Genomic DNA, 12,521 nt, shown 5'->3' with positions numbered 1-12,521 from the left:
CCAACGATATATGAGATTTGAAGTTTTGCATGTCAAGTGAACCCTAAAAAGACGCGGATGCACATGACATGCTTTTTTACTCTGACAGACTTCTTTTATGCACATAATTGATAGCTCCCAATAGCCCCTTTCTAGCCTCTGGCGAGAACTTATAATATAGTTTTCTAGCCATAAAAAAGCCTCCCTTAAGTAATGTACTTATTACCACAGGAAGCTAATTATTTAAAAGTATTTACAGAATTTTTTGCATAGACCCAATTTACATGTAATTTGGGAAAGGCCCTAAAAATAAAACCAGATAAAATTTCAGTTAGAAATTTTTATCTGGTTTTAAATATTTTTAAAAGGTTTCGATTAGTTTATACCTTTTTCCAATTTCCTTTAAATTTTTAGGGGTATAAGGGTAATGTTTATTATTTCTTGGATTAACAACTTTTATTTTTCCGCGAACTAATGGAGAGATGAGATCACAAATTAAGGGATACTCACAATTAGAGTTGGAATGAACTTTTATTTTTCTAGGTTTGCTATTAAAAAAAGATTGATGCTTATGAATTATAAGCTCACTAGGTAATGTTTTTATTTTATTTCTCTCATTTGTAAAATTAATTTTAGAATAATTTCTACTTCGGATATAACTTTCCAAACGATCAATCATATAATTCAAAGAAAGGTCTCCTATTTGGCATTCATTTTTATCATAGGAGCCTCCAACGTCGGAATGGACACCAGGAAACCAGACTTCCTCAACTCCAGGCCCCATCTTTATAAGATCGGGTTCAAAAATTTTCCTATTCTCATCAATACTAAGAATGTGGACAGCCCTTTCAACATTAAGAGAAGTTATGTCTTCATCTAAGATAATTTTTTCCCGTCTATTTCTTAGTTTAATCCCCAAAACCCTAAGGGGAACTGAAAAGGCAGAGACAGTATCCCAGATGCCTAAAAAGGCTATCTTAATTCCCATTTTGCCATTGATCCCTTTTTTTTCGATATCTTTTGCAAATAATCTTGCACTAGCTGCACCTCTGCTAAAACCAAAGATGTAGATAGTATCTCCATCCCTGTATGTTTTTTTTAAAAATTGCATCGCTCTGTGTCTTTTTTTTCTTTCCCCTACAGCAAAAACACCCTTAACAAACATTCCCAAAAGTAAATTTTCTAGATCACTTCCCAATCCCCGGCTATAATATACTATTTGGTTTTCACTTGGAATAATGAGATTTTTTAATTTAACTATGTTAGAAACCACTTCATTATTAAACAATCCTTTTTCATCATTCCATGTTCCGTCAAATAAGATAAATAACTTTCTTCCCATAGATTACCTAATGTTAATCATGTGACAAGTCGAGTTTTGGTGAGGGGTTTCAGGGGAAGCTTTGTCGGAGGCTATGAATTCAAGACTAAAGATCATTAGTTTTAACTTTTGAAGGTTTACCTTAGTTTTGAAAAAGCTTTCAATCCCAAGATCTAGTGTCAGTGTTTTAAGTGAAACTTTAAGTAAATTCAACTTTTCTTCAACTGTCTGTATCTGAATGTCATTACCATAGTTTTTAAAAGCTGCTTCTACTTCAGTTATGAGGGTGATTAATTCATTTTTTAGAATACCCACTTCATCCTTTAAATTATTAAGATTTATATTTTCCATAAAATCCTCCAAAGACATTCAAGGGGAAAATTACTTACCCCTTGAATACAAAGTTATATCTTTAAAAGTTCCTTTACAGTATCCTTGAACTGCCAATTATGGTAGGCATCCCAGTCGATAGACCAAGTCATGAATCCTTTTATATTGTCGATGTTTCTGCTGAGAAGTTCATTCCAGGCAATTTTTATATCTTCCATAGAAGGAACTCCAGTACCTGCAGCACCACGTCCAGCAGGCAGCCCGATCATCAGCTTTTCTGCTGGAAGCGGGCCAACATGGAAAGTCTGTGCAACCGACTGTCCCCAACCGGGACCGTCGTGTCCTAGAATAAGGGCCTGTGTAAATGCAGGGATGAATTTTTTCTGATCACGGCAGTCTACATATATGCCGTCAAAGTCATAGACTCCAGTACCAGGAGCATTATAGTATTGTGGATGAATGGTGGTAATTAGATCCATAGTTTTCTGTATAAGTTTTATATAGAAGTCTCCAAATCCTCTATGGATGAGGTAGGCTACTTCAGGGGCCAAAGAATAAACGAACTCAGGATCGGCGAGTCTGAAGTGCTCTACAATTTCCTGAATAGCCTCAACTATTAAATCATAATTTCCTGAACCTCCAATAGCCCCCCCTTCAAGGTCGATGTCAACTCCATTAAAACCGTATTCCTCTATAATTGAAATAACGCCCCTCTTGAAGGTTTCTTTTTGAGCCTGATCACTCAGCTTGAAGACTGCAGCATCTCCTCCTAGGGATATAATGACATCATGTCCTTTTTGTTTCATTCTTTTAACCTTTTCCTTAAACTCTTCCTTGGTTACTCTTCCAGAAGCGGAAGGATCAAATTTAGGAGTGCATCGGTCTGCTTCATTGAGAATAAAAGCAGCAACAATAGTACCATATTCTGAAGGGACGTCCTCAAGATCAATATAAGAGGTAGGGCCGTTGCCACCCCATGAGGACCAATAACCAACTAATCCTTTTTTGATGGTGGGGTTTTGAGTATGGATGATCGATACTGAATTACTCTCATAGAAAGTTACAGTGTTATTTTCCGTCGAGGCAAAAACGACACTGACCTGATTATTACCTGCAATTAAAGGTAGATCAGCTACATCGATGAAAATATCAACTGTAGTATTATAGAGCTCCGAAGGAAGCTTTCTTCTAAGCGCAATGGAATTATTAACATAGACAGCGTACTCATCGTAAATTTCATCTGAAGGCAGGTAGAATTTTCCATGGACACTTGAGCTATCTTCACCAATCCTTAGAGTTCCTACTGTAACAGCACCACTTATAGGCAGATTATCCGGGAAATCAACCTCAATCTGCTCTCCAGGATTAACCACATCATAGATAGCTTTTAAAAGACTGTTTTTATCCTGAGTATCGTGGGATAACTCCCAGGCCATGATGCCATTTCCCTTCTCCTTGGCTAATCTGGTTTTTTCCTTAATGGTAGGAATTCCGTTGTAGTACATCCCCTCCACTACGTCTTTTTCCGGAGCAGAAGGATCTAGCTCTACCAGCTCCCTGTAAGCTTTGAAGGCAGGTCTTGAGTAAAAGGGAACTCCCAGTACCAGCTTTAATTTATCTATGTTTCTTGTATTTTTCCAGTAGTCCATGGCAGCCAAACTCTGAGAAATTGGAGAATGAAGTTCTCCATCCCCACCGGCATATGCCATTATATTAAGCCAGTCAACGTGCCTAATAGCCTCATCGGTGATGGCCATGGAATGCCAATTCTCCTGCCAGGAGGTTCCAGAACTTATAACACCAGCTTGAACTGCCAGGGTTAAGAGGTGCCCTTGAGGCTTAAGTTTTTTGTTAAATTCTAAGATTAACTGGGTAAAGTTATCGTCATCGCTACCTCTTTGCGGGTGCTCCCAATCAACATCTACACCGTCCAGTTGGTAGTGGTTTACAAGGTTAAAGACCTCGTTTACCAGAGTTTCACGACCAGCTTTAGTCGAACAAATTTCAGAGAATACCGGCCCTAGGAGCTCCTCTCCAGAGGACCAGCCTCCAAGAGAGATAAGCACTTTAACGTCACTTTTCCTGGCTTTATCCACAATTTCTTTGAGCCTGTCGGGATCAGGTAAAGGCATTAGAGAACCATCTTTTTTATCGGTGTCTGGAAGAGCAAAAGCATAGATTAAATGAGTTATTTTGTCCCACTGAATTTCTTTTGAAAGATCACCGTCTTTCCAGTAGGGATAATATCCTACAATTTTAAAGCCTTCTGTTCCTTCAGTGGGGAGAGTATCGACTGTAAGTGTTTGAGAAGTCTTCATAATACTCCCTACCTGAGATTCTCCCTGATAGTGAAACTCCCCTGAAAAATAATAGCTACCAGGCTTAAGAACCGTATTGAAGACAACTTCGGAAGAAACATTAGCTGTTTCCCTGGTCTCTAAAAGTTCACCAGATTCATTCAAAAGTTGGTATATTGTCTTTTTTAACCTCAGCTGTGGGTCAACCACTTCCATAGCTTGCACCGATGCCCTGTTATCCTCCCTTAAACTTATTTTGAGCTCACCAATATTAGGCAAGATGATCTCCTCTTCATCAATTTTTTCTCCATCAAGATAGAGGTGAACCGGCCTTCCATTTAGTAAGCAGTTTGAAATAACGTCTTTGCTGAATGGAGCTCCACCTGCAGATATACCATGGTAGATGAACTTACCGTTTGGAGGCAGTGATATATGGGGCCTACCAGACCAGTCTTTGGCAGATGTGAGCTTCAGCCCCTGGGTTGTTCTTTCATCTTCAAGCTGCCAGTGCTGAAATGACGTTAGTTTAGTGTCAAAGGTCAGTTCCCAATCTCCACCATAATTTTCATCTGTATGGGAGATTACCTCCAGTGTAGCTGCAAAACTATTTCCCCACTTTCCAGGGGCATCTAGTTTAACAGTGGCAACTTTGGCAGCTTCTTCACTCACTGTAAAAATAGAAGATATTTTTTCTAGAATTTCTAAATTATCGCTTCCCTGGTAGAAAAACTTTCCAGAGATATAATAGTTATCAGATCTTAAAGTTCTATTAAAGTGAACTTCAGCATATACATTTGTCTCCTTTATGGTATCGATTTCTTCTCCAGATCCACTAAAAAGTGTGTATTCCACAGATCTTAATCTTAATTCGGGATCGGATATCTGAGTCGATTGAACAGAAACTTTTTTGTCATCTCCAAGTTTAGTCAAGAGATCCCCAATAACTGGAACTATGTAATCTGGAGTTGGGATGACGTAATCCAGGTTGAAGATCATATCTTCAACTTCTTTCATTAAGGCAGAGATCTTTAAAAAGTCGTAGATAGCAGATTCCATAGTCAACCTTGAAGCGGCTGCTTTTAATTCCTCTATTTTTGCCTCCACAATCTGAAATTCACTGCTTAATGCAAGAGACGTTAAGGCATCTTTAGTGTTACTTCTAATCTTTTTAACTTCGTTATTTAAATAAGTAACACGTTCTTTTAAGTGTTTTAATTCATAATTTTTTGTCACGATATTCCTCCTAATAATAATCCAGTATGCGGAGCCCTCATGACTTTTAAACCAATCTTGACAGGATAATATCTCAGAAAATTATCTTTGTCAATTCCAAAAAAAAAAAAATCAGAAAAAGAGTGATTTTTATTGTTATTAAATGAAAAGTCTCAACTGTCTTAGAGTGGTGATATAGGCTGTATTTAGGTTGGAGCACAGCCCTGTTAAATTTAACTAATCAATGTTTTTTAGAAAACGGTTAATTTTTTTTAACTGTTTCTGAATTTTTAATAATTCCCTCTCCTTGTCTTCTCTGCACTTTACTAGTAGAGAGTAGCTACTTTCAGTAGAACCTAAAGAAAAGAAGCATTTTATTTTTTCTATATCCAACCCCAAACTTTTGAGTCTGACAATTAGATTAACTTTAGATAGGATTTCTTCAGAATAGTAGTGATAACCATTATCTGCAATATACTCTGGAGACATTAGATTCTTCTTTTCATAATATCGAAGAGCTTGAACAGTAGTGTTTGTCAGACTTGCAATTTTATTTCTCGTAATATAACTATTTTTTTTATTTTTTGTAGAATTGTTAATTTGATTTGACACAGTATTTTTTCTCCTTCTCTTCCATTGTTGAATTTTTTATTTTGTAAGTTTTAAATTTTAACAAGAGGAATATTAACAGAAGATTATCTATGGACTTATCTCATTTGGAATAAAATTATAATTTTTATTTTTTTTGAAAATGACTATTGACTGTGTTACAGGAACACAGTTTAGAATAAGAACATGTCAGATATTATTTGATTAATTAGGGAGGATAAATGTCACTTTTTAAAAAAATTTTAAAAAAAGGTAAAAAACAAACCAACACCTTAAAGTTGCAAGAAAGTTTACGTATCGAGAGGTTGGAAGTAGCAGCAGAGGAGTTGATGATAAAGATTAACTCTTTGGAAGAGAGAGAAGATGCTCTCTACAAAAAGGAGTTAGAACAACTTGAAGAAAAATGTTTTCTTTTATCAAAAAAAATGGATTCTTTAAATGAAACTTTGGAAAAGGTAGAGTAAAACTCGGAAAAGATAAAGTTATTAAGAAAATGCTCAAAGCCTGATTAACTTTTAAACCAATCAAAATAAATGATTAATGAGGAGGCAAGATACAATGGCAACTAACAATTATAATGAAGAATTTTTAAAGATAAAGTCGACAGATGAAGCCAAGCTGAGGGAGATTCAGGAGAGGTATAATAAAATACAAAATCCTGCACTTGATCTTACTGAAAAAGTTAATAAGCTTAAGATCTTAGTTAATGACTTAGAAATAAGTGATACATTAAATTATCATTTAGAGTTAAAGCTTCTTGTTCAGGAGATAGAGAGAATCCTCGAAAATGAAGAGGAAGGATTGAAAAAAATACCAACAGTGGAGGGATTTGATCTTGTACTCAAAGACGGTTCTTTAGAGGGAGCACTTTTGGGTGTTTTTGATCCTGATTCTGCAATATTGGAAGTTAGATATTCATTATTTAAGGATGGCAGTGTTGTTGAGGAAGTTATCAAAAATTATCCAAGTGAAGTGGTTAGGTTTAATGAAAATTCAGTAGGCTCTTATTATTCAAAGGCTACTGTTGTCTATAACTTGGAGGATGGCACTGCAGATAAAAATATTATAGTTGAATCCAACTATGTAGATATAGAAGAGGAGGTTCTGCCTCTTGAAGAACCTAGAGTTGAAGGTATGATGTTAGAGGATAAAGGAAGCCTAAGTGGAAGTCTCATAGGAGTACTTGACCCTGAGCAAGCGATAACATCGGTTGTCTACAAACTAAAAAATAGAGCAGGAACTGTAGTAGAAACAAGAGCAGAAACTCATCCAAGAGGTAGTGTAGCTTTTGATTCCTACCAAGGAGGAGAGGAGTATCAGTGTTGGGCAGAGTACTACTATGATTTAAACGACAAAAAAGGTGAGCAGTTTAAGGTAGTTGTATCAAACAAGGTGACAATCAACGAAGTGACAGAGGAGAACTTCCCTGAAGATCTTCCACACTCAAACCTTTGGGCCTATGCTAAGGTGGTTAATAACAATGTTGAAGTAACTCTCAATAATACGTGGGGAATCATTTCAGACACCTATGGAGTATATGTGGATGAAAAACTTGTAAAAACAGGAAAAGTTAATCATACCTCCATCAATAAGGGATCGGCAGAAAATAGAGTCGATATTTCATATTATAATAGAGGAGATGTCAAAGTTGTCTATAAAGTTACCTATGAGAGAGGGGATGGCCCAGATAAAGTTGTTTACTATAAGAGTACTACAGGCAATATGGCTCCATCCTTTGAAATGGGAAAGGAAGTTTGCAAATATCCAGAATGGAATCCAAATAAGGAGTATGGAAGTTGGGGAAACCCCGAAAATGGAGGAGAAAAAGTCTATTATAAAGGGAAACACTACCACCATGTAGGATGGGTTAAGAAGGGAGAGGCTCCAGACAGATCACAATGGGGATGGAGGGAGTTTTATTATGCAGAGTGTCCGGAAGATCACGTAATGGATACTTTAGGTAGCGATGCCAATGCTCATCTCCAACCTATGGAGGTAAACAAGGTAGTTGGTTTAGGAACTCCAATGGAAAAGAAGTTTATAGCTTATACCCCAGAGTGGGGGAAGTGGGGAGGACTAAACTATACTCCAAAGATCTCACCATGGGACAAGATTACCCATATGCAGTATGCTTTTATCGATGTAAGACCAGATTACACAAATGGTTTCAATGTAGATCCAGATGATGACCATTCAGCGTTGAAGCGGGCCAACAAAGATTGTCCAAACTTTACAGGGTATCCGCTGGTTACGCCAAACTTTTTTGACGGAAGCGCTGCTTTTTCAAACTATGGAAGCACCAATGCCTTCCATACAGAATATGTAGAGTACAGTAAGAAGTATCCATATGTAAAGACAATACCTTCCTTAGGAGGGTGGTCCAGGTCTGGATTCTTTAGAGATGCCGCTTCCGACAAAAACATAGCCTTCTTCACGGAAAGGTGTGTTGAACTGATCAGAAGATTTGGATTTATGGGTATTGATATCGACTGGGAGTATCCAGGAATCAAGAGAGAGGGAGACAAGGTGGACAACCACTATGATATTGGATGCCCTAGAGCCACAAATGATGAAGGAAAGATGTTTACCAAGCTTATGAAAAGCCTAAGAAAAGCACTGGACAGTGCAGGGGAAGAGGATGGAAAATACTACTTCCTATCTTGTGCTATAAGTGCGGGAAGACAGAAGATCGAGCTCAGTGATGTGGAGAACTGGCATGCTTACTGTGACTATATCAGCTATATGACCTATGACATCCATGGAGCTTTTTCCGACAGGACAAATCATCACTCATATACACATCAAAATTCCATGGAACCTGCACAGGAGTACAACTCCATGTCCATTGAAGAGCTCCTGGACTACCTAGAAGCATACTACGGAGTTCCTCAGCATAAGATCAACATAGGGACACCGTTCTACTCAAGGGGATGGTCCAATGTGAGAAAACCTTCATCAGGATGGGAGATTCCAAGCCTTCCAGGACTTTATACAATGGTGACGGCTACAGGAACCCCAGAACAGGGAAGGGCTGCTCCAGGAACCCTTGACGGAGGAAGGGGTGCCGGAGTACTTCCGATTAGCCATATCAATAAACTTCTCAGGGGAGAAAATGTAAATGTGGTGACCCTGGATCCTGTGGTAGGACCAGAAAATCCATTTAGAGGGACCACTCTGCTGGGACGTAACTTCAAAAGATATTATGATTCGGAAGCCAAAGCTCCTTACCTATACAGTGAACAGGATGGAATATTCTATACCTATGAAGATGAGGAATCTTTATCTTATAAGCTGAGCTACCTAAAGAAAAAGGAGCTTGGGGGAGTAATAGCCTGGGACATCAGTATGGATGACTTTGGAGTGAACACCATAGGAGACCCATCCCACTATGATAGACTTGAAGTGGAGGATCACATGCTTTCAGAAGTAATATTCGATAGCTTTAAGTCGAATGCAAGAGTAGTAGCCCAGAGTAACTACAATAAAAAGTGGCTTAAATAGGTAGAAGCAAAGAGGAGGGTCTGTAGCAGTGCAGACCCTCAATAAAAAGGCGGTTAACTGTAATGAGAGAAGATGAAATATTAACAAGGGTGGCTGGAGCTAATGAGGTTAAAATTATTAGATGATAAGTCGTCTGTAAAAAAGGTATCCTTTACCTTAAAAGGGCTGGAAAAGGTATAAAGAAGCAGTCATATTCAAAATTTCCTAACTTTGTATCCTGTGAATATTTTTCAATGGGAGAGTATGGGGTTGAAGTTTTAATAACGCTTGTAGATAGTTCTGTAACTAAATTAAGGTCAAATAAGAAAAAACTAAATAAAGTTATTCCTCAAAAGACAAAAGCAAGAGGAAAAATATTGATTTTAAGGGAAAGTTGAGGATTTGAGATCCAGCTAAGCTTCACAGGTTAATAGTTAAGTTTGATGAGGGATGGTTTCAAAAGCTCAATGAATTCAAGCTTTTTTAACCTTTATGCAGTATTTTTGTGAATAAATTAATGTGGAAGAGGCTTCTTAGCGACACTGAAGTGGAAAGGAGATTGGTTAATTAATGGGAGAGAAAAAGTGGCAATCATAAATACTAATAATAGATATACTTTAAGGTATAAGGGAACCGGCTTTGTAGCTCCCATGTGTTTAGCAGCAGCTCTTATACAGTTCCATGCTAAAAATACTTATGGCATTACACTAGGACTGGAGGAGATGAGAGAGGTTTTAGTTGAAACCGGAATAAATAGAGTTACTCCCCACCAGACAAGAGTCACATCAGACGTTGAAGCTGCTATTAAGTGGATTGATGAAAATTATGGAAAGATTTTAAAAAAAGAGGCTCCTAGTATAGATTCTGTGGAACTTTAAAACTTAAATAACCCTTTGAAGGGACAGTTGAAGAATATTAGAGATCCAGATAAGACCATAGTGAGAGTAGATTACGATCAAGAGATGGAGGGAAGAGTTGGGACATAGAAGAGAGTAAAGCAGTTAAACATGTAGAGCCTGTAACCTTTAATGAAACAGGGACATATTACTGTACAGCTAAGTATTACTATGATCTACTAGATGGTGCTGGATAGAAGATGGTTTCCCTAGGCCTTTCGAATCAAGTAAAAATTTGGGAAAGAGGATGATAAATCTTTTTAAGATAAAGGCTGCGGCAGAAGCGAAATTTGATAGGATAATAAAAAGGGATTAACTAACCACCTGCAAAGCTGGAAGAGCAGCGGGAAGTATTAGAAGAAAAAGTAGTAGGTCTGATTCCAGAGGACTCTCTTAAACCTTATCTCGAGTTAAAGCTTTACAGTTAGAGGATAGAGAGTTATTGGAAAGTCAACCTTAAAACTTTATTATTTGGAATTAATATTATTTTAGGTAATAGTTTGTTGTAAAAAGTCGTAATTTGAAATTTAAGGATCTATTTTTTTCAAGGAGGTTAAAGCGTAGTGAAAATTCATGAGAGTATTTCGGAAATAGAAAGCAAACTCGATTCATTAATAAAGAAATTTGATTTGATAAGGACAGTAAAGGTTGAAGAAAAATATCAAAAAGAACTGGATATAGTTAAAGGAAAGATAGAAAAGTTAATAAGAATGTCCCAGGAGCTGAGCTTAGATTCTACTATAGATAGCTTTTTACAGTGGGAGGCAAATTTTTATGAAATAAGAGACATAATTTTTTGCCTTGAATGTCCTATAGAAAGTGAGGAAACAGCAAAAAGAATGCCAGTGATAGAAGAGGTGCTGCTGAATCATGATACCGCTCAAAAGAGGTTTGAAGTGTCCACTGTGAAATATCAGGATCCGGATAGAGCTGTTACCGGAATAGTTTATAAGCTGAGAAAAAATGGCGAGGTTATAGAAACAAAGTATACGAAAGTTATTTCGGAAACAGTGGCCTTTGCTTCAATAGCCGAATCTGGACACTATCAGGTAGAGGGAGAATATACAGCAGACCTACAAGTAGGAAGTGAACCAATTAAAGTTATCAGGCACCTCTCCAATATTGTAAAAGCTCAAGAAGAAACAGTTGAAAGAGATATCGAAGTAAATATTAATATAGCCAACAGATACAGTGATTTTGGAGGAACGGTATTTGTTACAAATAAAAGTGGAGAAGCTATCAATGGGTGGACTTTAGAATTTGAATCTGACTTCAGAGTTGTTAGTGCCTATTCTTCAAACTACAGCTTTACTAATTCAAAACATGTATTTAAAAACGCAAGTTGGAATGGTAACTTAGGATCGATTAATTTTGGATTTAATGGGAGCCCTATAAATAGAGAGGATACCATTAAGAATTGCTTTCTTAATGGAAAACCTTGCCTTCTAAAAGTAAATGGTAAAGTTGTAGATGACGTGGGAGAGATCCTTCCAAAAGAAAAGCCTATAATAGAGGAAGTGGTGTTATCACATAATTCCAATACCAAGAGATTTATTGTATCAACGGTGAGGTATCAAGATCCAGATAAGGCAATTACTGGAATAACTTATAAGTTAAAGAAGAATGGCGAGATTGTTGAGGTGAAGTATACAGGTCTGCTTTCTGAAGCTATAAGCTTTAGTGCATTATCGGAACCAGGGAACAACTATCTAGTGGAAGGAGAGTATACAGTTGACCTGCTAGGCGGTGGTCAAGATCTCCAGTTTATTAACCATAATTCAAATACTGTAAAAGTTCAGGGAGAGGAAGAAGTTAGGGAGAGGCCAACTATAGAGGGGGTTGATTGTCACGTTGATAATTCTAGTAGGGAAGTTACGGCCTATTGCTATCTTAGTGACCCTGACTCTGCTGTAACAAAGCTTACTTATAAGTTATATAACATTAACGGAAGTTTAGTGGAGCTTAAGGAAGTAGAAGCATGGGAGGCTTCTATAAAATTTAATCCAGTTGAAGAGCCTGGAGATTACTATGTGGAGGTAGAAGCAGAGTATTCTTTAAATGATGGAAATTTATATCCACCACTATGGAAAAGATCAGCAACTTTTAATGTTAAATTTTCAGTAGAGTACCTGCAATTAGATTATACAGCTGAAAAAACATTAGAGGTGCAGCCTCTTAATATATTTGGTACTGAAAAAATTCAAACGATCACCTATACTTTAAAGAATTGTAGTGGAGAGGTAGAAACTAAGACTTCTACAGAATATGACAAAGCAGTATTTTTTAACCCTAGACATAACGACTTTTATTATGCAGAAGCAAGTTTTAGACTTATAGATGGAGAAGTGGTAACAACCTTCTCAAACGGAGTCAAGGTTATTTAATTTTAATATTTGA

At 37.1% G+C, this 12,521-nt stretch carries 8 protein-coding genes; 4 read left to right on the top strand and 4 right to left on the bottom strand.

Features of this window, described 5'->3' with window-relative positions; genetic code table 11:
* Positions 1 to 340 precede the first annotated feature (340 nt).
* The 4 genes from QMG11_RS14655 to QMG11_RS14640 all read right to left on the bottom strand — a co-directional run bounded on the left by QMG11_RS14655 (position 341) and on the right by QMG11_RS14640 (position 5,751).
* The gene (locus QMG11_RS14655; RefSeq protein ID WP_281836993.1) at positions 341 to 1,321 is read right to left on the bottom strand and encodes a phospholipase effector Tle1 domain-containing protein; all 981 of its coding nucleotides are present in this window, start codon (positions 1,319 to 1,321) and stop codon (positions 341 to 343) included.
* A 3-nt stretch (positions 1,322 to 1,324) separates the two neighbouring features.
* On the bottom strand, positions 1,325 to 1,651 hold the full coding sequence (locus QMG11_RS14650) for a hypothetical protein (RefSeq protein WP_281836991.1): 327 nt from the start codon (positions 1,649 to 1,651) through the stop codon (positions 1,325 to 1,327).
* A gap of 53 nt (positions 1,652 to 1,704) precedes the next feature.
* A complete protein-coding gene (locus QMG11_RS14645) occupies positions 1,705 to 5,160 on the bottom strand; it encodes a glycosyl hydrolase family 18 protein (protein ID WP_281836990.1) in 3,456 nt (1,151 codons plus the stop codon).
* 216 nt (positions 5,161 to 5,376) lie between these two features.
* Positions 5,377 to 5,751 (bottom strand): MerR family transcriptional regulator, encoded by a 375-nt coding sequence (locus QMG11_RS14640; RefSeq protein WP_281836988.1) that lies wholly within the window; start codon positions 5,749 to 5,751, stop codon positions 5,377 to 5,379.
* A gap of 218 nt (positions 5,752 to 5,969) precedes the next feature.
* On the opposite strand from QMG11_RS14640, the gene QMG11_RS14635 reads away from it, so the two are divergent.
* The 4 genes from QMG11_RS14635 (at position 5,970) to QMG11_RS14620 (ending at position 12,508) form a co-directional block, all read left to right on the top strand.
* Positions 5,970 to 6,212 (top strand): hypothetical protein, encoded by a 243-nt coding sequence (locus QMG11_RS14635; protein ID WP_281836986.1) that lies wholly within the window; start codon positions 5,970 to 5,972, stop codon positions 6,210 to 6,212.
* A gap of 94 nt (positions 6,213 to 6,306) precedes the next feature.
* On the top strand, positions 6,307 to 9,249 hold the full coding sequence (locus QMG11_RS14630; RefSeq protein ID WP_281836984.1) for a glycoside hydrolase family 18 protein: 2,943 nt from the start codon (positions 6,307 to 6,309) through the stop codon (positions 9,247 to 9,249).
* Between the two features lie 563 nt (positions 9,250 to 9,812).
* Positions 9,813 to 10,106: a hypothetical protein gene (locus tag QMG11_RS14625; protein ID WP_281836983.1), complete on the top strand. Its 294-nt coding sequence runs from the start codon at positions 9,813 to 9,815 to the stop codon at positions 10,104 to 10,106.
* A gap of 581 nt (positions 10,107 to 10,687) precedes the next feature.
* On the top strand, positions 10,688 to 12,508 hold the full coding sequence (locus tag QMG11_RS14620; protein WP_281836981.1) for a cellulose binding domain-containing protein: 1,821 nt from the start codon (positions 10,688 to 10,690) through the stop codon (positions 12,506 to 12,508).
* Positions 12,509 to 12,521: the final 13 nt, after the last annotated feature.

The organism is Propionigenium maris DSM 9537 (assembly GCF_027925155.1).
GTDB lineage: Bacteria > Fusobacteriota > Fusobacteriia > Fusobacteriales > Fusobacteriaceae > Propionigenium > Propionigenium maris.
The sequence above is the reverse complement of the archived record's forward strand: the minus strand, read 5'-3'. Positions and strand labels throughout refer to the sequence as shown.

Excerpts from the sequence above, each read along its gene's own strand:
- QMG11_RS14655 (WP_281836993.1), bottom strand. The coding sequence starts at position 1,321 with ATGGGAAGAAAGTTATTTATCTTATTTGACGGAACATGGAATGATGAA.
- QMG11_RS14650 (WP_281836991.1), bottom strand. The coding sequence starts at position 1,651 with ATGGAAAATATAAATCTTAATAATTTAAAGGATGAAGTGGGTATTCTA.
- QMG11_RS14635 (WP_281836986.1), top strand. The coding sequence starts at position 5,970 with ATGTCACTTTTTAAAAAAATTTTAAAAAAAGGTAAAAAACAAACCAAC.
- QMG11_RS14630 (WP_281836984.1), top strand. The coding sequence starts at position 6,307 with ATGGCAACTAACAATTATAATGAAGAATTTTTAAAGATAAAGTCGACA.